This window comes from Pleionea litopenaei, from assembly GCF_031198435.1.
In the GTDB taxonomy this organism is placed as follows: domain Bacteria; phylum Pseudomonadota; class Gammaproteobacteria; order Enterobacterales; family Kangiellaceae; genus Pleionea; species Pleionea litopenaei.
On record NZ_CP133548.1, the window covers coordinates 1,591,768 to 1,614,073 of the forward strand.

A 22,306-nucleotide genomic window follows, 5' to 3' on the forward strand; every position below is an offset into this window, starting at 1 on the left:
ACCCTTGCAACACAAGAAATTGCATCGTCTATCGCGATGCTTTTTTTTTGTTATAATTTAAACTAACGAACTAGTTTAACGCACGATGCGATTTTCATGGCCAATCAAAAACCCAAAACATACGACTCTATATCGGACGAAGCTCATGGATCTTTAAGGTTTATTTTTGACAATCTAGCAAGAATCAAACAGTTAGACCATATAGTTAAAGCAAAATTGAACGAAAATCTAGCGAAAAACTGCCGAGTTATCAACTTTCGAGATAATAATCTTGTCATAGCAGCTGAATCGGCCACTTGGGCTACACGATTAAAATTCGAACAACACGACCTTCTTACCGCGCTTCGTGCTGATGGATTCCACGGATTACGTTCAATTAAAATAATAACGTCTGCTTCATCGAACTAGTCGATTAAATACAAAAACGCCAAGATCAAATCTTGGCGTTGTTACTCTAGCGCGCTTCTTATCTTATACAGATAGAATCGGATTCATTATATAAGAAATCGGAGCGGCGGTTGCGTCTTCAAATGTAACCGTCTCCCAAGCTTCTTTATCAGCAATCAACGTTCTCAGAAGCTTATTGTTGAGAGCATGGCCAGATTTGTATCCTGAGAAAGAGCCAACCAAGCTATTTCCTAACAAATATAAATCGCCAATCGCGTCCAATATCTTATGTTTTACGAACTCGTCTTCATAGCGAAGTCCGTCTTCATTTAAAATTCGATAATCGTCGAGCACGATCGCATTATCAAGGCTTCCGCCTTGCGCTAAATTCTTAGAGCGAAGGTACTCAATATCGTTCATGAAACCAAAAGTACGTGCTCGACTCACTTCTTTTACGAAAGAAGTACTTGAAAAGTCAATCACCGACGTTTGTGAACGATCTTTAAAAATTGGGTGGTCAAAATCTATGGTAAAAGCAACTTTGAAACCATCGAATGGCTCAAAAGTAGCCTTCTTATCGCCGTCTTCAACGACAACTTTCTTTTTGATACGAATAAATTTTTTCGCTTTGCTCTGCTCTTCAATACCCGCAGATTGCAAAAGGAATACAAATGGGCCGGAACTGCCGTCCATAATTGGGACTTCAGGGGCTGAAACATCAATAAATGCATTGTCGACACCTAACCCTGCCATCGCAGCGAGTAAATGCTCAACAGTAGAAATTCGAACGTCACCTTTAACTAAGCAGGTAGAGAGCGTTGTATCGCCAACATTTTCTGGTGCCGCTGCTATCTCGACAACAGGATCGAGGTCAACGCGACGAAACACGATACCCGTGTCTACTGGTGCTGGACGTAAAGTCAGGTAAACTTTTTCACCGGTGTGAAGACCCACACCCGTTGCTCGGATGGCAGTACGTAGCGTACGCTGTCTGATCATTAAGCTAAACTCCAATAAAATGTTTCTCTGGAGCTCCACTCCGCCGTACCCTTCCTTGAAAGGCCGACATCGTACCAGATAAAACACCTGTTTCAAACATTTTCAGTGCATTTTTTACCCAATTTGAGAATTTTGTCAAATTAGCCGCAGCGTCTTATATCCTGCGCAAAGCTACAAATATCTCATACCGAGGTAGAGCCAAACACCTTCTCTAAACGCTTATTGTAACACTTGATGGAGTCAACAGGTAAATGTCGAAGGGAAACATTTACCTGTTAATGTTGCTTGGTTAGTCGGCTTGCTTACGCAAGAAGGCTGGAATATCGAGATAATCCATGTCACTTCCAACTGCCGCTTTAGACTCTCCACCATTTTGTTGGCGAATCACCGTTGGTCTATCAAGCTTTTGATAATCAGTACTTCCATCTGGCTTGATATTATCTTCTTTATTAGAAACGAGCTTGACCGCTTGCTCACCTTTGGCCAATAAGCCAGTTGCAACTACTGTGACTCGTAACTCATCATTAAGTTCCGGATCAATAGCAGTACCAACAACAACGGTGGCCTCTTCTGAAGCAAAGTCTTGAACAATGCTACCGACTTCAGCGAACTCATCAATGTTCATATCTTCACCACAAGTAATGTTCACCAAAATTCCACGAGCACCGGATAAATCTACATCTTCGAGCAGTGGGCTCGCGACCGCCGTTTCAGCCGCAATTTTGGCTCGATTTTCACCTGAAGCAATACCGGTTCCCATCATTGCCATGCCTTTTTCTGACATAACAGTACGAACATCAGCAAAGTCAACATTGATAAGGCCGGGTCGGGTAATCAATTCAGCAATACCTTGCACAGCTCCATGAAGAACATCGTTTGCCGCTTTAAATGCTTCTGTTAAAGCCTTGCCTTTCAGTACGGAGAGTACTTTATCGTTCGGAACGATAATCAACGAGTCGACGTGGCGACGAAGCTCAGCAATACCTTCCTCAGCAACTTTCATGCGCTTTTTCAACTCAAAGAAAAATGGCTTAGTCACAACAGCAACCGTTAAGATTCCCATTTCTTTGGCAATTTCAGCCACAACAGGCGCAGCACCAGTACCTGTTCCACCGCCCATTCCGGCGGTCAGAAAGACCATATCAGTATCCTTAAGCACTTCTTGAATACGCTCACGATCTTCTAGTGCAGCTTGTCGACCAACTTCAGGATTTGCGCCAGCGCCCAACCCTTTAGTAATGCTTCCACCCAACTGAATGGTTGTTCTCGCATTCGACTTACCCAAAGCTTGTGCATCGGTATTGGCGCAAACAAATTCTACACCATCGATATTAGCAGCAAGCATATGCTCAACAGCATTACCGCCACCGCCGCCCAAGCCAATCACTTTGATAACTGCACTGTCTTGACAGTTATCGATTAGTTCAAACATATTAGGCATGATTTTCCCCTTCTTCCTATTACAACTTATTAAAAACTAAACTCTAAAATTTAAATTAAATCCAAATTTCTTATGACTTCTAAAATCCACTAAACCAACTTTTCATTCTTTCAATCAGCGAATTCACATTATTTGTTCGCTTAGGCGTATAGTTGAATTCTTTTGTCTGTTGGTGACCATAAAGCAACAAACCTACACCCGTTGCATAAATTGGATTACGAACTACGTCAGATAACCCTTTTACAAATTGAGGCATTCCCAGCCTTACCGGCATATGGAAAACTTCTTCAGCAAGTTCGATCAAACCTTCCATTTTTGAAGAGCCGCCGGTTAATACAATGCCGGCGGGAATAATTTCTTCAAAACCACTTCGTCGAAGTTCTGCTTGTATTAAATTAAACAATTCTTCATAACGAGGCTCGACAACCTCTGCTAATGTTTGACGAGAAAGTCTTCGCGGTGCTCTTTCGCCAACACCAGGCACTTCAATGGTATCTTCTAATGAAGTTAACTGCCTCAAAGCACACGCGTATTTAATCTTAATATCTTCTGCATGTTGCGTCGGTGTACGTAAAGCGACCGCAATATCGTTGGTTACTTGATCGCCAGCAATCGGGATGACAGCAGTATGGCGAATGGCACCTTCAGTGAAGATAGCTATATCGGTGGTTCCTCCACCTATATCAACAAGACAAACACCCAATTCCTTTTCGTCGTCAGTTAGAACAGAGTAACTCGACGCAAGCTGCTCCAAAATAATATCGTCTGTTTCTAATCCACATCGACGCACGCACTTGACAATATTTTGTGCTGCACTGACGGCACCGGTCACCATATGAACTTTCGCTTCAAGCCTCACACCAGACATACCGATGGGTTCTCTAATTCCTTCTTGGTTATCGATTACAAACTCTTGAGGCAAAACATGTAAAATCTTTTGATCAGCAGGAATTGCAACCGCCTTCGCAGCATCGATGACTCGCTCCACATCTTGTGGATTTACTTCTTGATCGCGAATCGCGACAATTCCATGGGAGTTCAAGCTCTTAATATGGCTCCCGGCAATTCCTGTATATACGGAATGAATTTGACACCCAGCCATCAATTCAGCTTCTTCAACCGCTCTTTGAATTGACTGTACGGTTGACTCAATATTTACTACAACGCCTTTTTTCAATCCACGTGAAGGATGAGATCCAATACCAATAATATCGATATTTTCATTCGCATTGACTTCACCAACAATTGCAACGACTTTAGACGTCCCTATATCGAGTCCAACAATAAGTCTTTTTTCTGGCACTCTTGTCATAATCGCTCTCTACTTAATGATTCATTTTTTATTGATACGCTAATTGCGCATCTTGTTTTTCTACCGCTTTCCAACCAACGGCCACACCCGTTTGATAACGCATATCTAAGTATTTAATATTCACTCTACGCTTATCATCGATCGCATCAATAACAGCCAAAAATCGTTCCAATCGCTCCGATAATTCTTTATTGCCCAAGTATAAGTTTATTTTATTCTCAAGCCTCATTTGCCAGCCACTGATAGCGCTATATTCTAACTCTACAATTCGATAATCATTATCAGGCATTTGTTCCGAGAAAAAGTGATACATTGATAACAAATCTTCGATCTTTCCGTAACGACCTTTCAATAAAGGTAATTTTGTGAACTCCTCGATGTTACTTGGAGAAAACAAAATTCCCTCATGACTGATAATATTTTCATTATTCAAATTTAACCAAGGTTGGTGTTCTTGTAAGGTGACCTGCAACCGGTTAGGCCATACCTTTCTAGCTTGAGCACTTTTTACCCATGGGTACTCTTCAATAATTGATGAAGCTTCTTCAACATCAAGAGAAAAGAAGCTACTCGCAATTCGTTGCTTAACAAAATACTCAAGGTCAACTTGCTCAACAAAGTCAGAGGCTCCAACAATTTCAATTCTCCAGCTAGATGAATCTTCTTTCTGAGGATTTACAGCGACCACGCTATTTTCTTCTGGTTTAGTCACATCTTTACGCTGAACCATTTCCGTTAAAATTGGAGCAACCCAAAAGCCACTTCCAATTAGCGCAAGCAAAACAACAACCAGAGAAGTTCGTTTAATAACTTTTCCCCAATTTTTGCTCTCTTGCTCTTTAACGGTCGCCATTCGGCGTTTATTTCGGGTCATAAACTTTGCTTCAAAATCTCTAAAACCAGTTGATTAAAACTTATTCCTTTCTGCTTTGCTGCTTTCGGAACCAAGCTTGTTTGAGTCATACCAGGAACAGTATTCGCTTCCAATAACTTGAATTCATTGCTTTTGTTGTCACGAATGAAATCGACTCGCCCCCATCCCTTGCATCCGACTGCATAGAATGCATTTAACGCCAACTTTCCAAGCTCTTGCTCTTCTTGGTCAGATAGCCCACTCGGACAAAAGTATTGAGTCTCATTGGAGTGATACTTTGCTTCATAATCATAAAACTCTCTTGGAGTAACCATCGATATACTCGGTAAAGCCTGTTCACCTAAAATTGATACCGTATATTCGCGCCCTTCAATAAACGACTCGACTAAAACTTCTTTATCGAACTCGAGTGCTTTTCGAATGGCTTTTTCGAGTTGATCTGGGCTAGATACTTTCGACATTCCAACACTCGACCCTTCTCTGCTTGGTTTCACGAACACGACAGGACCTAAACGAGCAGTAATACTGCGTAATAAATCTTGAGAAAGCGATTGCGTTTCTTTCACCAGAACATGAGGAGCAACAGGTAACGTCATCGACTTCCAAATCATCTTGCTGCGCCATTTATCCATAGCGATCGCTGAGCCCATCACGCCACTTCCAGTATATGAAATGCCCAAATATTGAAGTACGGCTTGAACCTGGCCATCTTCACCTCCTCGGCCATGCAACGCAATCCAAGCGTGCTTAATACCAAGGTCGTTCAATTCATTTAATTTTCGTTTTGATGGATCAAATAAAAGCGCATCAACACCACCTTCAATAAGCGCATGGTAGACCGCCTCCCCTGATCGCAGCGAAACATCTCTCTCTGCTGAGTCGCCGCCATATAAAACAGCAACTTTTCCAAACTGTTTAGTATCTATCGTCATGGCTTTTTCACCAAAAACACATCTTGCTTGTTATCATGCCAATGTGCCGCGATGCGCCCTATATCACCGGCACCTTGAGTAAGTACCAAATCACCATCTTCCAAAACACCCGAAATGATTTGTTCTAACTTATCTTTACTCTCAATAAAAATCGGATCGAGCTGTCCTCGTTGCCGAATAGAACCTGCAAGGCTTTTACTATCTGCGCCATTAATTGGCTTTTCACCCGCAGGATAAACATCGAGAAGCAGTAATACATCCACTTCAGACAACACACTTACAAAATCTTCATATAAATCACGTGTTCGAGAATAACGATGCGGCTGATAAACCATAACCAATCGGCGATCCGGCCAACCTTGTCGAACGGCTTGAATGGTTGCTTCTACTTCTTTTGGGTGATGACCATAATCGTCAACAACTTCTACTTCTCCTTTCATACAAGGAAAAGCTCCAAATGAATGAAAACGTCGTCCAATCCCTTGAAAACTTAACAGAGCATCTTTAATGGAGCTCTCTTTAACACCCTCTTCAACACCCACTGCGATCGCCGCTAGTGCATTAAGAACATTATGTTTACCTGGCAAGTTCAAATCGAAATCAATTAAGCGACTGCTTCCTTTTCTTGCAACTTGAAATTGGCTAACATTACCAACTTGAGAAAAATTTATGGCTCTATAATCAGCACCTTCGTCGAACCCATAGGTGACATAAGGTCGTGAAATCTTGGGCAATAAAGACTTGATCACAGGATCATCAACACACAAAACAGCCAGACCATAAAAAGGCAAGTTATGTAAGAAATCTAAAAAGGCTTGCTTTAATGTTTCAAAATCACCGTAAGTATCCATATGATCGGCATCAATATTGGTAACAACACTGACCATCGGTTGTAAATGTAAAAAGCTTGCATCGCTTTCATCGGCTTCTGCAATAAAGTATCGGCTTGTCCCCAGTCGAGCATTACTGCCCGCACTATTTAACACACCACCGATTACAAATGTCGGGTCAAGCCCTCCTTTTGCACAAATGGTTGTGATCAAACTCGTTGTTGTGGTCTTTCCATGAGTTCCAGCGATAGCGATTCCATGTCGATAGCGCATTAACTCAGCCAACATCTCTGCTCGCCTAACGACCGGAATACGACGGTTTCGAGCAGCGTCAACTTCTGGATTATCATTACTAATTGCGGTAGAGACGACAACAACATCGGCACCCAAAACATTGTTTGCCGCATGATTAAAAACAATATCCGCTCCCATGTTACTCAAGCGACGAGTAATATTAGATTCGTTCTTATCTGAACCTGAAATTCGATAACCTTGATTTAATAAAACCTCAGCAATACCACTCATTCCAACACCACCAATTCCGACAAAATGAATTTGACGAATTCGACGCATTTCAGGAATCGGAAAATTTTGTTGTGTATCTTTCATTGACTGTTCACTCTAAATTAGCTTCAGGCAAATAGATGCCACTGACTGAGTTGCATCACGTATGCCTTTTTCTTTCGATCGTTGAGCCATTAATAACAACAGCTCTGAATCGTTAAATATACTTTCAATATGGCTCTTAACCTCTTCCATAGAATCTTGATTTACAATCCAAGCAGCCTGCGCATTCTTTAACACTTCTGCATTTTTGGTTTGATGATCGTCAACGGCAAAGGGATAAGGAATAAAAATAGCTGGCAAGCCAATTGCCGCCAGTTCTGATACCGTTAATGCCCCAGCTCTACACACAACCAGATCAGCCCAATTGTAGGCTTGATTCATATCATCGATGAACTCATTAACTTCTACAGTAGAAACTCCCAACGTGGCATAAGCACTTTTTACTGCCTCTGAGTTTCCTCTTCCACATTGATGGTTTACTAGAATTTTTCCACTATTAATAAAATCTTTAAATAGGCCGGGAAGCGTCTGATTAAATGCTTGAGCACCTCGACTGCCGCCAACCACTAACACATTTATAGGAGTCTGACTCTTTACCGCTTTAGTGCTTGCCAGATCAATCAATTCATGACGAATTGGGTTTCCGGTCGTCACTACTTTTGGAGAAGACTCAAATGCTCCTTCAAATGCTTGGCAAACTTTCTTTGCGAGCCTTGAAAGCAATCGATTGGTTAAACCAGCTATTGCATTTTGCTCATGTATGACTAATGGAACACCGCTGATTGCAGAAGCAAAACCACCAGGGGCACTAGCAAAGCCACCGAAACCAACCACTAAATCAATTCTATCTTTTTTTATAAATTTTCTGGCTTGCCATACGCAGCTCAGTAACTTAAAGGGTGCAACGAACATTGAAAGTATGCCTTTCCCCCTTACTCCGCTAATCGGTAGTAAGTGCATAGGAATTGCCTCTCTTTCAATAAGCTCTTGTTCCATTCCGCCCTTCGAACCTAACCAAAAAATATTCGCGCCTTTTGTTTCTAACTCTCGAGCGACAGCAAGCGCTGGGAAAATATGCCCGCCAGTACCACCAGCCATAACTAGAATATTCTTAGAATCAACGTTACTCATCTGACTTTTCCTTTTTCTTTTTCTTAGGACTGGCCTGAGAGCACTCATAATTCACTCGTAATAAAATTCCTATAGCGACGCAGCAAACGACTAAGCTATTACCACCATAACTAATAAAAGGTAGCGTTAGCCCTTTGGTCGGTAACGCACCACTGCTGACGCCAATATTTACAATGGCTTGTAAAATCAACCAAATACTTATGCCATAAGATAGATAGGCTGCGTACGCGTTCTGTTGTTTTAATGCATTTCTAGCGATCTTCATTCCTCTGATAAAAAGCATCAGAAACAAAGCAATTACCAGAGCGACGCCAACAAACCCAAACTCTTCAGCAAAAACAGCGAACACGAAATCAGTGTGGGCTTCAGGTAAATAGGATAACTTTTGAATGGAGTTACCTAAACCTTCACCAAACCACTCTCCACGACCATAAGCAATGAGTGATTGTGTGAGCTGATATCCTGAGCCAAAAGGATCCTTCCAGGGGTCTAAAAATACCAATAACCGTTCATATCGATAGGGTTGGCTTATTGCGACGCCAAACAAGGCAATGCCTACACAAACGCTAAGCATTAAGAACTGCCAAAGTTTCGCTCCTGCTAAAAATAACATGGTCATCGTTGTTGCACAGATAACCGCGGCAGCGCCAAAATCTGGTTCGGCAACCAATAAAACGGTAATAATACTAACCACCAATAGTGGCTTAATGAACCCTCTTATTTGAGTTTGAAGTTCATCGGTACGGCGTACTAGATAACCCGCAATATAAGTAATCACAAATAGCTTCACTAACTCTGAAACCTGAATAGTTATTGGTCCTAGTACAATCCATCTTCGACTACCATTGACCGTTCTTCCAATCACTAATACCGCAAGTAATAGAACGATCGCAGCGACCAATAACCATGGTCCATGTTTTTGCCAAAACTCGATTTTAATTCCCAGCGTCACGAAACCAGCTGCGATCGCGACGAGTAAATAAATGAAATGTCTCTGTACGAAATAAAAGGCATTGCCAGACATTGACTTATCAGCGAACGGAATCGAAGTAGAAACAATCATTACGCCACCAACGGCAAGTAACGTAAATACAATAGCGATAAGTTTCGAATCTAATGTTTGAGCGAAATTAGCTGTTAAGGTATTAGACATTGACGCCTCCTACCAAATTTCTAAAGTGCTCTCCGCGCGCTTCATAGTTCTTATACATATCAATACTTGCACACGCAGGTGCTAGTAAAACCGTATCACCTTTTTTGGCATTGACTCGAATCAACTCAACGGCTTGATCGAGGTTGTCAACCAGCGTACATTTCTCTTTAACAAGCTCGTTAGCTATTCGATACTTATCTTTACCAAAAATAGCGACCGAATGGACTTTCTCATTAATCACTGCGGCTAGCTCACTGAGATCGCACCCTTTTGCATCGCCTCCAGCGATCAATAGTAAATGTCCCATTGAGTTGCTAAAACTTTCTATCGCAGCAATCGCTGCTCCAGGATTAGTTGCTTTCGAGTCGTTGATCCATCGAATTCCATCGTCACTAGGTACTAACTCACAACGATGACGAAGACCCTTATACGAACTTATCGCGTCAACGACTTGAGAATCGATTGCAATTTCTAGCCCTTGCAAAATGGCGATAGTGGCAGCAATATTTAAACCGTTATGCATCCCTTGAATCGAGACGTCTGACTCTCTTATGATCACGCCATGCTCATTGCTCACTTGATATTCATTTTCACTGAGTACAGCTCGCCAATTCGCATCGTCACTTCGACCAAATGAGATCAGGCGCTCGCATGATTTGTAGTTATCCAATTTGTTAACAAAGTTTTCATCAACATTGATAATCGCTGTTTTGGCATTATCAAAAATAGAGAACTTGATCGCTGCGTACCGATCCATTGTAATATGCCGATCGAGATGATCAGGCGAAATATTAAGCACACATGCGACGTTCGCGCGTAACGAACGAGTAGTCTCTAATTGAAAACTCGATAACTCTAAAACGAACAACTGCGGCATTGAAATATTCAATAAGTCTAATACGGGTGCACCTATATTTCCGGCAACAATCGTGTTGATACCCAGTCTATTTAAAGTATGTCCGAGTAAATCACACACGGTTGACTTACCGTTAGATCCAGTAATGGCGACGATAGGTACAGATACTTCACGAATAAATAGCTCAATATCTCCGACGACCTCAACACCACTATCTCTCATAGTCTGCAATTCATCACTATGAGGGTCTAACCCCGGACTAATGACTACCAAATCAAACAGTTTAAAATCAACTTCTAAGAATGAACCAAGAACGATATTAAGGTTTTCAAAATTCTTTTTAAATTCAGATAAAAGAGGTGGCTCTTGGCGATTATCAACAACCGTAACCTCCCACTCTTTTCGTAAACAATAGGCGGCAGCTGAGAGTCCAGACACTCCCATTCCTAACACGACCACCCGCTTGTTTACATTCGTTATCATTATTCGATAAATCCTTATTATCTAAGTTTAAGTGTCGCGATACCGACCAAAACCAAAACAACGGAAATAATCCAAAACCGTACGATGACTCTCGGCTCAGGCCAGCCTTTTAATTCATAGTGATGATGTAATGGCGCCATATTAAAAATTCGACGTCCGGTCAGCTTAAAAGAAGTCACCTGTAAAATCACCGATAGTGTTTCCATCACAAAAACACCACCCATAATGAACAAAACCAACTCTTGACGAACAACTACAGCAATCGTTCCTAAGGCTGCACCTAACCCTAATGCACCTACATCACCCATAAAGACTTGTGCCGGGTAAGTGTTGAACCATAAGAAACCTAAGCCAGCTCCAACGAGCGCGCCACAAAAAATCGTTAACTCACCGACACCTGCAACATAAGGAATCGCGAGGTATTCAGAAAACTTAATATTACCTGTGACATACGCAAATATAGCGAGTGCTCCAGCAACCAAAACCGTCGGCAAAATAGCGAGACCGTCCAAACCATCAGTCAAATTTACGGCGTTACTCGTGCCAACAATGACAAAATAGGCAAGAGGGATAAAAAATATTCCTAAAGCAATCGCCACATTTTTAAAGAAAGGCAAATACAAGGTTGTTTCAACCGGTGCTGTCGCATAGTTATACATATAAATTGCTGCAGCCAACCCCACAATGGATTGCCAAAAGTATTTCCATTTCGCAGGCAAACCTTTTGGATCTTTACGAATCAGTTTCCGATAATCATCTACCCAACCGATGACTCCAAAACCTAATGTAGTTAATAACACCACCCAAACATGTCTATTATCTAAATCGCCCCATAACAAAGTCGAAAGTGCTATTGCAATCAATATCAAAGCACCACCCATTGTTGGTGTTCCCGATTTCGATAAATGACTTTGAGGACCATCTGTGCGAACCGTTTGACCGATCTGATAATGAGTCAACTTTCGGATCATTATTGGACCAATAAATAATGAAATACCCAGTGCTGTTATAACACTCAAAATTGCTCGAAAGGTTAAGTAATTAAATACATTGAAACCTGAGTAATACTGCTGTAAATATTCTGCCAACCATAAAAGCATTAGCCTTCCCCCTCACTCAGCGATGATGGACTCTCTAAAAATGCATTGACCACTTTCTCCATGTGAGCACTGCGAGAACCTTTCATCAATATTGTTGTTTTTATGTTTTTTGATTTTTGTTTCAAATACTCAATCATTGCTTGATGGGTTTCAAAGTGCTCTCCCCCATTTGCGAAAGCGGATTGAGCAATTCGACTATTGATGCCAATAGTCACAAGAAGGTCAACACCTGCCTGCTCCGCATATTGACCAGCTTTATAATGATATTCTCGTGAATGCTGACCAAGCTCACCCATATCGCCTAACGCTAAAATCTTTTGCCCATTTTGTTCAGCTAGAACATCAATTCCAGCGGCTAACGATGTGTAATTAGCATTGTAAGTGTCATCAATAATGGTTAGGAGATTATCTATTTGATGAATCTGAAGACGACCCGATACACCATCGAAGCTTTCAAGCCCAGATGCAATTTTCTTGGTCTCAATACCAATCGCATTACAGGCTGATGCGCATGCTAAGGCATTTAAAATATTGTGCTTTCCAGGAACCTTCAAGTTCACTTCGATCGAATGATCATAAATGCAAAGTTCGAAGGAGTACCCACCGTTAGAGTTTCTATGGATGTTTATTGCAGTAACATCGGCAGTAGGTTGCAATCCAAACTTTACAATGTTGCAAGTAATGTTATTGAGCCAGTATTGCGCAAAAGAGTCATCGATATTAACGATTGCCGTGTCTTGCTTAGAAAGACTTTGATAAATTTCGCCTTTTGCGGTTGCGACACCTTGCAAATCACCAAAACCTTCCAAATGCGCTGCAGCTACATTTGTAATTAAAGCTACATTGGGTGATACGATGTTAGAGGTATATCGTATATCACCCGGTTTATTTGCCCCCATTTCAATGACAGCAAATTTATCTTCGTTGGTTAAGCGAAATAATGTTAAAGGAACACCAATATCATTATTGAAATTACCAGCAGTCGCTAATGTGTTACCACACTGACTCAGAACATGAGCAATCATTTCTTTAACGGTCGTCTTACCGACACTTCCCGTTAAACCAATGAACTTAGCGACTGATAGTTTGCGAACTAACTTAGCGATATCAGCCATTGCCTGACGCGTGTCTTTCACAACGACTTGCGGAAGTAAACTCGAGCATTCTTTTTCCACTAACAGTGCGCTGGCACCACAAGCCTCTGCATCAGAAATAAAGTTATGAGCATCAAAGCTAGCACCGCGAATAGCAATAAATAAACCTGAATTATCTTTTGCTCTCGTGTCAGTAAAAATATTGTTGATGACTAGGTTTTCACCCAGCAGCTTACCGTTAGTCACCTCTGAAATATTGAGCAGGTCAATCGCAATCATGCAGACCTCCTAGCCAATATGCTTTTAGCAATTTTGATATCACTTAACTCAAGCTTTTTATCGCCAACAATTTGATAGTTCTCATGCCCTTTACCGGCCACTAGAACGACATCTTTTTCGGTAGCTTCATTTACGGCGGTTTCTACTGCGTCTTCTCTATCTGAAATGTAGCGAACATTCCTTGATGATTTAAGTCCTGCTTTCATATCGTCAATAATGTTCTCAGCTGATTCTGTACGAGGATTATCGTCAGTAAAAATAACCGTATTCGAATATTTTTCAGCGACTTTTGCCATTAACGGTCGCTTTCCAGGATCTCTGTCACCGCCACATCCAAACACGGTAAAAATCTTACCACTACAATGTTCCCTAGTAGCTTTTAAAGCTTGCTCTAAGGCATCTGGTGAATGAGCATAATCGACGATTACTAATGGCTTACCTGGCTCTTGAATAAGTTGCATTCGACCAGTTACAGAGGTAAGTTGATTAATCGTCTCAAAGATCGCATTTCGATCTTGTAGCTGTAAACCTAATACAGCTACAACAACTAATAAATTGTATAAGTTAAAACGTCCGATAAGCGGAACCGATATTTTTCCACTTCCCCATGGAGTAAATACCGTTGCGTTAATTCCACGAAGTGTTAAGCGAATGTCATCAACCCAAATCCATTGTCGCAAATCGGCTCCTTCGGTTGGCTCATTCAAACTGTAGAAAATTTTGTTGGCGTTTATTTCACTATCTTTCTTTAACTTTCTGCCAAATTTATCATCAACATTTATTACCGCATGTTCTAAATCTGGCATTAGAAACAATTGCCGTTTCGCTTCACCGTAGGCGTCCATTGTCTCGTGGTAATCGAGATGATCTCTCGTCAAGTTGGTGAAAATTCCAATATTAAACTTAACCCCTTTCACACGACCTTGAACTAAACCATGGGAAGAAACTTCCATTGCGACATTAGCGCACCCGGCCTTCTTCGCTTTATGAATTTCTCTTTGAATAGTAACGGGATCAGCCGTCGTATTATCATTCGGTTTTTGCGTCCCATAGGGACCTACACCTAACGTTCCAAATGTCCAGCAACAACCATCAACCAGCTGTAGCGCTTGCGAGACCATTTGGACACAACTTGACTTTCCGTTTGTACCAGTAACGCCAACAATGGTTAGATTTGCATCGCGATTACTATAGATATCTCTTGATAAGCAACTTAACAACGTATTTAGATTTTCAACTAATACCAGAGTAACATTGTTCTGTTGGCAAAGAGTCGTCCACTGCTCATCAAAACCATCTTTCTCAGCCAGTATCAGTCGTGCGCCGTTCTCGATTGCAGTCGGTATATAATTTCGACCATCAAGTTTTAGCCCAACGCAGGCAACAAAGGCATCGTCAATTCGAATTTTTCGACTGTCTAAATACAACTGATTAAAAGTGACTGTCGCTGAACCTGTTTTAAGCTCCATTGATGGATAGCTTTCTAACAAGGTGTCGAAATTAAAATTATTAGCCATTTTTTCGACCTCCATTGTTAGCAAGTAGAGTATTCGAAGAATGGGCCGTTTGCAGAGTTTCTTTATCAGGAACAATGTTAAGGAGTCTTAATGCCTGCTCTGCTACATTTGAATAAATCGGTGCTGCAACATCACCACCATAGTAGACATCACCTTCTGGCTCATCCAGCATGACAACCATGGCAATTTTTGGATTACTGACTGGTGAAATACCGGCAAAAAATGAGAGGTACTCATCGCCATACCCACCTTTAATCGCTTTTCGAGCGGTGCCTGTTTTACCTGCAGTACGATAAGACTCTAAAGCTGCGCCAGTTGCTGTACCGCCTTCTTTAACGACGGTTTCCATCATTTGTAAAACCTGTTCGGTAGACTCTTTCGAGAAAATTCTTTCTTCAGAAATGGGCTCTCGAACTTTTAAAAATGACACAGGTCGCTTAACGCCTTTGCTACCAATAATCGCGTATGCTTGAGCTAATTGCAGAGGCGTTACTTGAAATCCATAACCATAGGCCATCGTCGCTTTTTCAAATTGACTCCAATTATGGCGTATCGAAAGTCGACCGCTGCTTTCTCCAGGAAAGCCGCTGCCCGTATCAAGACCAAATCCTAACTTATAAAAAGTATCTAAAAACGTTTGGTCGTCCAATGCTAGTGCTAATTTAGCAACACCGACATTTGAAGATTTTTGTAATATTTTAGTTACCGTCACCGTGCCAAGATTTACACCATCTCTCACCCACTGGTTATCGACACGAAACTTACCCGGACCAGTAGAGATTAGCGTATTAGGTTTAACTGATTTTGCCTCAAGTGAAGTAAGCACAGTAAATGGTTTTGCCGTCGAACCAGGTTCGAACATATCAGTAACCGCTCGGTTGCGAGTCAACTGAGGTTTTCTCTGATCGCCTCTATTAGGGTTATACGAAGGTTGATTCACCATCGCTAGCACTTCACCCGTATCAATGTCGAGAATGACTAACGACCCAGCTCTCGCACCATGTCTCAAAACCGCTGCCTTTAATTCTCTGTACGCCAGTGCCTGTATTCGTGAATCAAGGCTTAGAACTAAATCTTCTCCGTTTTTTGCGTCGTTTATAATTCCTTTGTTTTCAATGACATTACGATAAAGGTCAACGACAACTTTCTTTTGTCCTGGATTTCCAATTAACAGATCATTAAATGCTTTTTCTAAGCCTTCTAAACCATTGGAGTCAATACCAGTAAACCCAACAACATGAGAGTTTATCTCTGCAGTTGGGTAATATCGTCGTTGTTCTTGTTGCAAGTAAACGCCATCGAGTGAAAGACGATGAATGAATTGAGCCTGTTCAGGATGCAGCTTGCGCTTCAGCCAAACGAATCGCTTAGTTGACCGTTCTTTAATGAAGCGAGTTAACTCTGACTCTTTCATCTCTAATACGGTCGCTAATTTCTTCCAGTCAACAGAGTGCATTAAACTCGGAGAGTCAATAATCTTTTTCGGGTCTACCCACAAAGATTCAACGGGAATGCTTCTTGCGAGTTCTATTCCGTTACGATCATAAATGACACCTCGACGAGTATCGATGCCCTTAACTCTAACGCTCCGCTTATCAGCTTCTATGCTTAGCTTATTTGACTCATATATTTGGAGATAAGCAGCTCGACCTAAAATTGCGACAAAAGCAAGCACAAAAACACTGACAGTAATTACATACCGTCCAGTGCAAAGTGGTATACCTTTTGGCTTTCTTGCTTGTCCCATTTTATTTTTTTGCTTAACCTCAGTTTTTCATTAAAACTTCGTCGCTAGCGGCAACGTTCTTCATCTTCAATTTTTTTCTAGCATACTCTTCAATGCGACTATGCTCAGCTAATGTACCCTGTTCTAAACGAAGTGTTTCCCACTCCATTTCTAATTGATATTGAATGTACTCTAAGCGTTCTAATTCCGCTGTTTGCTTACGAACTTTGTGGGTATAGTAAGCAACCGCAATTGCATTACACCAAACCAAAACGCCCAAAAAAATAATCCACTTTCGAGTGAATAAAAACTTAACGACTACTAACGGTAGCGCAGACTCAATGTTCTGAATCAACGTCCGAAAAAATTTCATAACTTCTGTGCCACTCGCATAATTGCGCTACGAGCTCTGACATTTCCACTGACTTCATCCGCTCCGGGCTTTAATGGCTTTCCTAACAACTTCATTTTCGGTTTTATATCGGAAGCTCTAATAGGCAAGTCTTTTGGAAAGTCATCACCTTTCGCGAGCTTTTTAAAAAATCGCTTAACAATACGATCTTCCAACGAATGAAAACTAATGATGACTAAAATGCCGCCCGGTGCTATCAGTTCAAAAGAAGACTCCAAGCACTTGGTTAAATCTTCAAGTTCGGAATTAATAAAAATTCGAATAGCTTGAAAGCTTCTAGTCGCCGGATGTTTGCCGGGATCTTTTTTTGGAGTAGCTTCGTCGATAATTTTCGCTAATTGCCCCGTCGTATTAATCGGAGCTTCTTCTCTGGCTTCGCAAATCTTGCGAGCAATGCGACTTGCAAACTTTTCTTCGCCAAAGGTTTTTAAAACATACTTAATGTCGCTTTCACTCGCTCTTGCGATCCAACTAGCAGCGCTTTCTCCGCGCTCGCTGTCCATACGCATATCGAGAGGACCATCTTTCATAAAGCTGAAACCTCGTTCAGCTTGATCGATTTGAGGCGAAGAAACGCCCAAATCAAGTAGTACGCCGGTAACTTTACCTATCAACCCTTTCGCGTCTAATTGCTCATAAATATTGGCAAAACTGTCGTAACAAATACTAAAGCGTGAATCGTCGCCAAACTCTCGTTCTGCATAAGCAATCGCTTCTGGATCTTTGTCAAAAGCAATCAGTTGTCCCTCTTCCGATAGCTGTTGAAGAATCAGTCGGCTATGACCACCACGGCCGAAGGTGCCGTCAACAATGATGCCTGTGGGCGTTATATTGAGCGCATCAACCGCTTCTTGTAGTAGAACCGAGTCGTGTTGTTGCTGAGTAGTCATGATCAAAAGGCCAGATCGGGTAGTTGGTCTGCATCGAAACTTTCATCAGCAAGGGTTGAAAGATCTTCAGCTTCTTGGGCTTTCCATTGCGCTTCATCCCAAATCTGAAAAGTTTCACCTTGTCCGACTAGCATCAATGCTTTATCAAAGTTCGCGAATTCTCTAAGTTCCGCTGGCAGCAACAGGCGACCGTTAGAGTCCATATCGACTTCTTTGGCAGAGCCAATAGTGACCCGCTTAAAAAGTCGGTATGCCTTTTTGCTGCTAGGTAGTGCGCGAACTTGCTCTTCGAAATCTTCCCAATTGTGGAGTGGGAATAAAAGGAGGTTTGGAGTGTCGAGTTCATAGGGATTTTTAGTGACGACCATGCGGCCATTGCAGATATCTGCGAGGCGATCGCGATACCGGGCAGGAATTGCTATTCGCCCTTTCGCATCTAAATTAATTGAATTTGCGCCTCGAAACACGTTTAACCCTCTCAATAACCACTTAGCGTCCTAAGTGAGTTATTTTGATCCACAATTTGTCACTATTCTCCACTTCTGTACACTATAGGTACGGCCAATGCCTCAGTCAAGCAAAATCAAATCGGAATTCTTAAATTTTTTCCTTTTTTAACAATAAGTTAGAGTTAGTTCACAGAAAGCTAGTAAGTACTTATGAATTAGTCGCAATTTTTCAAAGAATTACTACTCGAACTTAAAGTAATTTATTAAGTTTGAGATGAAATATAAGCTTTTGGAATCAAAATATTGGTATGAACTACCAAAAGGAATAAAGAGGCTGGCCTATAAGCCGGATTCTGTCGAGGACAGTCATTCTTCTAGGCGTTGCGTCACCACAACGCTCGAGCAACCTACCCGGATCCAGCGCGGGTCACGCCAAAGGATCCCTATTTGGTCTTACTTCAGGTGGGGTTTACCCTGCCGTTCGTGTTACCACGTCCGCGGTGCGCTCTTACCGCACCATTTCAACCTTACCTGTGTGCCAAAGGCACCATCGGCGGTATATTTTCTGTTGCACTAGCCGTAAGCTTTCGCTTCCCAGGCGTTACCTGGCACCTTACCCTATGAAGTCCGGACTTTCCTCCCCCTCGATAAACGAGGCGGCGACTGCCCAGCCAGCCTGGCGCAATTTTGACGGTTTTGGCTAATTAAAACAAGCTATCTTTTCATCTCTAACGCTTGCTGATAAAGCGCTTTCTTGTTTTCTCCGGTGACTTCGGAGGTGATTTGAGCGGCGAGCTTAGTCGGTAAATGAGGAACAAGAAGAGACAATAGTTGTTCGCCTGATACCTGCTGAGTTGACTCCTCCTGAGCACGACCTTCAACCATAACGACAAACTCTCCTCGTAATTGGTTAGAATCGTTAGCCAGAATACTAACAATTTCCACCAAAGGGCCCGATATAACCGTCTCAAACCGCTTGGTGAGCTCTCTCGCAATAACCACTTTACGTTCATCACCAAGCTCAGACACTAAATCATCAATGCATTGTTGAATGCGATGAGACGACTCATAGAACACCCAAGTGCGAGCTTCAGACTTTAGCGACGCAATTTTCTTTCTTCTTCCTGAAGGCTTGGCAGGTAAAAACCCCTCAAAGCAGAAGCGATCAGTGGGTAATCCAGCAACAGATAAAGCCGCGATTAAAGCGCTCGCCCCCGGTATTGGGACAATATTGAAGCCTTTTTCTCGCAATGTTGAGACAACATGGTAGCCAGGATCGCTTATCAAAGGAGTGCCCGCGTCAGAGACCAAGGCTAAATCTTCACCATCGGACAACCATTGTTCGATATTCTCGACTCGTTGCCGCTCATTGTGATCATGCAAAGAGACCAGTTGATTACGAATACCAAAATGGCTAAATAGTTGTTGAGTGCGCCGCGTATCTTCCGCTAAGACTCGTCCCACTGATTTTAATGTTTGTATTGCACGGCCACTGATATCCTCAAGATTGCCAATCGGTGTCGCGACCACATACAATGTGCCATATTGTGAATTCATAACGCTGTCTATTGCAATTTCTCTGATAGAATCGAATAAAAGTTAAAAGAGCTGAAAACCATGCAAAAAATCATCATTGTTTTGATTGCCTTAATGCTAATTTCATGTGGCACAAAGCGCTTAGGTACAACTTCGGCAAGTATCAACGACGCGAATAGCTTTCTCAGTATGGCCAAAACGAGTCAACAACCTGAAAAAAGTCAGTATTTGCTCAAAGCGGCTGTCATTCTGGCACAGAAAGCACAATATTTAAAAGCACAAGAAACGTTTTCACTCATTAAGCTTGAGTATCTTAATAATCAAGAGCAAGAGACCTATTATTTATATTATGGTTTAGCCTTGCAAAAGCTCGCTCAAACACAGGCTGCGTTGAACCTGTTGCAAAAAATTAAATCTCCGTCTCAACACTCCATCGATTGGCAAATTCAATATCAATCAACCCTTTCTGATGCTTACCTGAATGATGGAAACTACTATGAAGCCGCTAAAATCAGAGTGGAACTTGAAGACCTGTTAATGACCGAAGAGGCGATTAAAGAGAATCATACTTATATTTGGCAAGCACTGGAGCAAATTTCAGAAGATTTTCTTAAGGTTTATCAAACTGAATTTTCAGATCCATCAATTAATGGATGGCTAGAACTGAGCTATTTAACTCGAAAAAATAGACAACAACCAGAGCAGCTGCTCAAGGCCATTGAGACATGGAGACAACGATATCCATTACACCCCGCTAATAGTCAAATGCCAGAAGAATTAGAATTAGTCGCCAGCGCGAAAATCTATAAGCCCAAGCAAGTCGCGTTACTTCTGCCTTTGTCGGGTCGGCTTGCGAATGGTGGAAGAATGATTCGAGATGGTTTTTTTGCAGCACACTATCAAGCCATGACCGCAGGCGATTTAGTGATTAAAGTTTATGACACAGCTATGTCACTCTCTCCGTTAACGCCATATCAAAACGCGATTGATGAAGGCGCTGATTTTATCGTTGGTCCCTTGACCAAAGAAGCCGTCGATGAAATAGCGCAACAAGAAAACCATCCTATTCCTCAATTAAGTTTAAATTTATCGGAGAAGGTGTTGAGTCTGCCGCAAGAATACTACCAGTTTGGTTTACCGGTAGAAGATGAAGCTCGGCAAATTGCTACACTGGCAATTGCGAAGAAACGAGAAACCGCCATCGTCCTTGCGCCAAACAATGAACAAGGGCAAAGAACAGTACAGGCGTTCCGAGAAGTATTTGAACAACTTGATGGGCAAATAGCAGAAGTACAATGGTTCGATGATCCTCGCAATATTAAGGAACTCGTACAGCAACTTCTCAATGTCGACAACAGTGAAGTGAGAGCAAAACGCTTACAGCAAATTCTTGGCACCCCTCTGGAGTTTGTGCAACGTCGAAGACAAGATGCTGATATGGTGTTCTTGGCGGCATCACCTACCGATGCTCGCCGCATTAAACCCTTTTTAAACTACTATTTTGCGCAAGACTTACCGGTTTACTCCATCTCGAGAATTAACTCTGGAGACAATGAGCCGTCTTTAAACAGTGACCTCAATGGCATTGTGTTTACTGATAGTCCATTGATGATTTCTTCCGATCCCTCCATGAAGCAACTCAGAGAAGACCTTAAAACGATTTCACCTGGAGTTTCTTCGTCACTCGGTCGACTATTTGCATTAGGCTTTGATGCTTACAATTTGATTTCTGACTTAAATGTATTGAAAGCAATCAACACATTTAGTAAAGACGGTCTTTCTGGGCGGCTAAACGTTGATGCCCAGGGCAAAGTCACCCGCACGCTGAGTGTCGCTAAATTCCAAAATGGAATTGCTCGTGAAATTGATCCAGCAACTACTGAAGATTAACAATAATACTCAAAAGAAAGGTCTCAAACTTGAGAGCCCAACTCAGAAGTGTGGAGAGTATTTTGAATTACAGGCGATCGAACTTTTGCAAAAGAAAGGGTTCAAACTTATAGCGCGAAACTTTCAATGTAAGCTTGGTGAAATCGATGTAATCATGCAAGATAGCTCCACATTGGTTTTTGTTGAAGTTCGATATCGAAAAGACAGCTATCATGGCAGTGCGGAAGAAAGCATCACTCCAAGCAAACAGAAAAAACTGATTAAGACAACAGAGTTCTTTTGTTTGCAAAACCCGCAATTTCAGAGTCTATCAAAACGGATAGATGTGGTAGCCTTCAACCCACCTAAAGTAAATATTATTCATAATGCAGTCGTTCAATAAGGTTGTTGTATGTCATCTAGAATTAAAAATGCCATAACAGAAAGCATTCAAATAAAAATAGAAGCC

The 22,306-nt window shown here is 41.8% G+C and carries 20 protein-coding genes and 1 other RNA gene; 3 read left to right on the forward strand and 18 right to left on the reverse strand.

Translation table 11 applies throughout. The annotated features are described in order from the left end of the window. Positions 1–96: 96 nt before the first annotated feature. Entirely contained in the window at positions 97–408 is a 312-nt protein-coding gene (locus tag Q9312_RS19435; RefSeq protein ID WP_353961555.1) for a DciA family protein, read from the forward strand. A 63-nt stretch (positions 409–471) separates the two neighbouring features. Here the strand turns inward: Q9312_RS19435 and lpxC are convergent, their stop codons facing one another. The 18 genes from lpxC to rsmI all read right to left on the reverse strand — a co-directional run bounded on the left by lpxC (position 472) and on the right by rsmI (position 19,989). Continuing rightward, complete coding sequence (gene lpxC, locus Q9312_RS07070; RefSeq protein WP_309203889.1) at positions 472–1,386, reverse strand: UDP-3-O-acyl-N-acetylglucosamine deacetylase; 915 nt, start codon at positions 1,384–1,386, stop codon at positions 472–474. A 289-nt stretch (positions 1,387–1,675) separates the two neighbouring features. Beyond that, a complete protein-coding gene (ftsZ, locus tag Q9312_RS07075) occupies positions 1,676–2,818 on the reverse strand; it encodes a cell division protein FtsZ (RefSeq protein ID WP_309204483.1) in 1,143 nt (380 codons plus the stop codon). Between the two features lie 88 nt (positions 2,819–2,906). After that, on the reverse strand, positions 2,907–4,139 hold the full coding sequence (ftsA, locus tag Q9312_RS07080) for a cell division protein FtsA (protein WP_309203890.1): 1,233 nt from the start codon (positions 4,137–4,139) through the stop codon (positions 2,907–2,909). 28 nt (positions 4,140–4,167) lie between these two features. Continuing rightward, positions 4,168–5,013, reverse strand: coding sequence for a cell division protein FtsQ/DivIB (locus tag Q9312_RS07085; RefSeq protein WP_309203891.1), 846 nt, complete (start codon positions 5,011–5,013; stop codon positions 4,168–4,170). Beyond that, positions 5,010–5,945 (reverse strand): D-alanine--D-alanine ligase, encoded by a 936-nt coding sequence (locus Q9312_RS07090; protein WP_309203892.1) that lies wholly within the window; start codon positions 5,943–5,945, stop codon positions 5,010–5,012. The genes Q9312_RS07085 and Q9312_RS07090 overlap by 4 nt, the downstream gene beginning before the upstream one ends. Next, positions 5,942–7,384: a UDP-N-acetylmuramate--L-alanine ligase gene (gene murC, locus Q9312_RS07095; RefSeq protein ID WP_309203893.1), complete on the reverse strand. Its 1,443-nt coding sequence runs from the start codon at positions 7,382–7,384 to the stop codon at positions 5,942–5,944. Before murC ends, Q9312_RS07090 begins: the two co-directional genes overlap by 4 nt. Positions 7,385–7,396: 12 nt before the next feature. After that, positions 7,397–8,473 (reverse strand): undecaprenyldiphospho-muramoylpentapeptide beta-N-acetylglucosaminyltransferase, encoded by a 1,077-nt coding sequence (gene murG / locus Q9312_RS07100; protein WP_309203894.1) that lies wholly within the window; start codon positions 8,471–8,473, stop codon positions 7,397–7,399. Continuing rightward, a complete protein-coding gene (gene ftsW / locus Q9312_RS07105) occupies positions 8,466–9,626 on the reverse strand; it encodes a putative lipid II flippase FtsW (RefSeq protein ID WP_309203895.1) in 1,161 nt (386 codons plus the stop codon). Before ftsW ends, murG begins: the two co-directional genes overlap by 8 nt. Beyond that, entirely contained in the window at positions 9,619–10,965 is a 1,347-nt protein-coding gene (gene murD / locus Q9312_RS07110) for a UDP-N-acetylmuramoyl-L-alanine--D-glutamate ligase (protein WP_309203896.1), read from the reverse strand. Before murD ends, ftsW begins: the two co-directional genes overlap by 8 nt. A 17-nt stretch (positions 10,966–10,982) precedes the next feature. After that, positions 10,983–12,065: a phospho-N-acetylmuramoyl-pentapeptide-transferase gene (gene mraY, locus Q9312_RS07115; protein ID WP_309203897.1), complete on the reverse strand. Its 1,083-nt coding sequence runs from the start codon at positions 12,063–12,065 to the stop codon at positions 10,983–10,985. After that, a complete protein-coding gene (locus Q9312_RS07120) occupies positions 12,065–13,438 on the reverse strand; it encodes a UDP-N-acetylmuramoyl-tripeptide--D-alanyl-D-alanine ligase (RefSeq protein ID WP_309203898.1) in 1,374 nt (457 codons plus the stop codon). Before Q9312_RS07120 ends, mraY begins: the two co-directional genes overlap by 1 nt. Continuing rightward, positions 13,435–14,955: a UDP-N-acetylmuramoyl-L-alanyl-D-glutamate--2,6-diaminopimelate ligase gene (locus Q9312_RS07125; protein WP_309203899.1), complete on the reverse strand. Its 1,521-nt coding sequence runs from the start codon at positions 14,953–14,955 to the stop codon at positions 13,435–13,437. Before Q9312_RS07125 ends, Q9312_RS07120 begins: the two co-directional genes overlap by 4 nt. Continuing rightward, entirely contained in the window at positions 14,948–16,702 is a 1,755-nt protein-coding gene (locus Q9312_RS07130; protein ID WP_309203900.1) for a peptidoglycan D,D-transpeptidase FtsI family protein, read from the reverse strand. The genes Q9312_RS07125 and Q9312_RS07130 overlap by 8 nt, the downstream gene beginning before the upstream one ends. Positions 16,703–16,721: 19 nt before the next feature. Then, positions 16,722–17,054, reverse strand: coding sequence for a cell division protein FtsL (ftsL, locus tag Q9312_RS07135; protein WP_309203901.1), 333 nt, complete (start codon positions 17,052–17,054; stop codon positions 16,722–16,724). Next, positions 17,051–17,983 (reverse strand): 16S rRNA (cytosine(1402)-N(4))-methyltransferase RsmH, encoded by a 933-nt coding sequence (gene rsmH, locus Q9312_RS07140; protein WP_309203902.1) that lies wholly within the window; start codon positions 17,981–17,983, stop codon positions 17,051–17,053. Before rsmH ends, ftsL begins: the two co-directional genes overlap by 4 nt. 2 nt (positions 17,984–17,985) lie before the next feature. Next, positions 17,986–18,450, reverse strand: coding sequence for a division/cell wall cluster transcriptional repressor MraZ (mraZ, locus tag Q9312_RS07145; protein WP_309203903.1), 465 nt, complete (start codon positions 18,448–18,450; stop codon positions 17,986–17,988). A gap of 308 nt (positions 18,451–18,758) precedes the next feature. Continuing rightward, positions 18,759–19,111: RNase P RNA component class A (rnpB, locus tag Q9312_RS07150), an RNA gene on the reverse strand. A gap of 35 nt (positions 19,112–19,146) precedes the next feature. Next, positions 19,147–19,989, reverse strand: a complete 843-nt coding sequence (rsmI, locus tag Q9312_RS07155; RefSeq protein ID WP_309203904.1) for a 16S rRNA (cytidine(1402)-2'-O)-methyltransferase — start codon at positions 19,987–19,989, stop codon at positions 19,147–19,149. 60 nt (positions 19,990–20,049) lie between these two features. Between rsmI and Q9312_RS07160 the strand changes: the two genes are divergently transcribed. Further along, complete coding sequence (locus tag Q9312_RS07160) at positions 20,050–21,858, forward strand: penicillin-binding protein activator (RefSeq protein ID WP_309203905.1); 1,809 nt, start codon at positions 20,050–20,052, stop codon at positions 21,856–21,858. After that, positions 21,827–22,240 carry a YraN family protein gene (locus Q9312_RS07165; RefSeq protein ID WP_309203906.1) on the forward strand — a complete coding sequence of 138 codons (414 nt, stop codon included), beginning with the start codon at positions 21,827–21,829 and terminating at the stop codon, positions 22,238–22,240. The genes Q9312_RS07160 and Q9312_RS07165 overlap by 32 nt, the downstream gene beginning before the upstream one ends. Positions 22,241–22,306 lie beyond the last annotated feature (66 nt).

Bases quoted from the DNA above. Each gene is read 5' to 3' on its own strand.
- Q9312_RS19435 (WP_353961555.1), top strand. From the start codon at position 97: ATGGCCAATCAAAAACCCAAAACATACGACTCTATATCGGACGAAGCT.
- lpxC (WP_309203889.1), bottom strand. From the start codon at position 1,386: ATGATCAGACAGCGTACGCTACGTACTGCCATCCGAGCAACGGGTGTG.
- ftsZ (WP_309204483.1), bottom strand. From the start codon at position 2,818: ATGTTTGAACTAATCGATAACTGTCAAGACAGTGCAGTTATCAAAGTG.
- ftsA (WP_309203890.1), bottom strand. From the start codon at position 4,139: ATGACAAGAGTGCCAGAAAAAAGACTTATTGTTGGACTCGATATAGGG.
- Q9312_RS07085 (WP_309203891.1), bottom strand. From the start codon at position 5,013: ATGACCCGAAATAAACGCCGAATGGCGACCGTTAAAGAGCAAGAGAGC.
- Q9312_RS07090 (WP_309203892.1), bottom strand. From the start codon at position 5,945: ATGACGATAGATACTAAACAGTTTGGAAAAGTTGCTGTTTTATATGGC.
- murC (WP_309203893.1), bottom strand. From the start codon at position 7,384: ATGAAAGATACACAACAAAATTTTCCGATTCCTGAAATGCGTCGAATT.
- murG (WP_309203894.1), bottom strand. From the start codon at position 8,473: ATGAGTAACGTTGATTCTAAGAATATTCTAGTTATGGCTGGTGGTACT.
- ftsW (WP_309203895.1), bottom strand. From the start codon at position 9,626: ATGTCTAATACCTTAACAGCTAATTTCGCTCAAACATTAGATTCGAAA.
- murD (WP_309203896.1), bottom strand. From the start codon at position 10,965: ATGATAACGAATGTAAACAAGCGGGTGGTCGTGTTAGGAATGGGAGTG.
- mraY (WP_309203897.1), bottom strand. From the start codon at position 12,065: ATGCTTTTATGGTTGGCAGAATATTTACAGCAGTATTACTCAGGTTTC.
- Q9312_RS07120 (WP_309203898.1), bottom strand. From the start codon at position 13,438: ATGATTGCGATTGACCTGCTCAATATTTCAGAGGTGACTAACGGTAAG.
- Q9312_RS07125 (WP_309203899.1), bottom strand. From the start codon at position 14,955: ATGGCTAATAATTTTAATTTCGACACCTTGTTAGAAAGCTATCCATCA.
- Q9312_RS07130 (WP_309203900.1), bottom strand. From the start codon at position 16,702: ATGGGACAAGCAAGAAAGCCAAAAGGTATACCACTTTGCACTGGACGG.
- ftsL (WP_309203901.1), bottom strand. From the start codon at position 17,054: ATGAAATTTTTTCGGACGTTGATTCAGAACATTGAGTCTGCGCTACCG.
- rsmH (WP_309203902.1), bottom strand. From the start codon at position 17,983: ATGACTACTCAGCAACAACACGACTCGGTTCTACTACAAGAAGCGGTT.
- rsmI (WP_309203904.1), bottom strand. From the start codon at position 19,989: ATGAATTCACAATATGGCACATTGTATGTGGTCGCGACACCGATTGGC.
- Q9312_RS07160 (WP_309203905.1), top strand. From the start codon at position 20,050: ATGCAAAAAATCATCATTGTTTTGATTGCCTTAATGCTAATTTCATGT.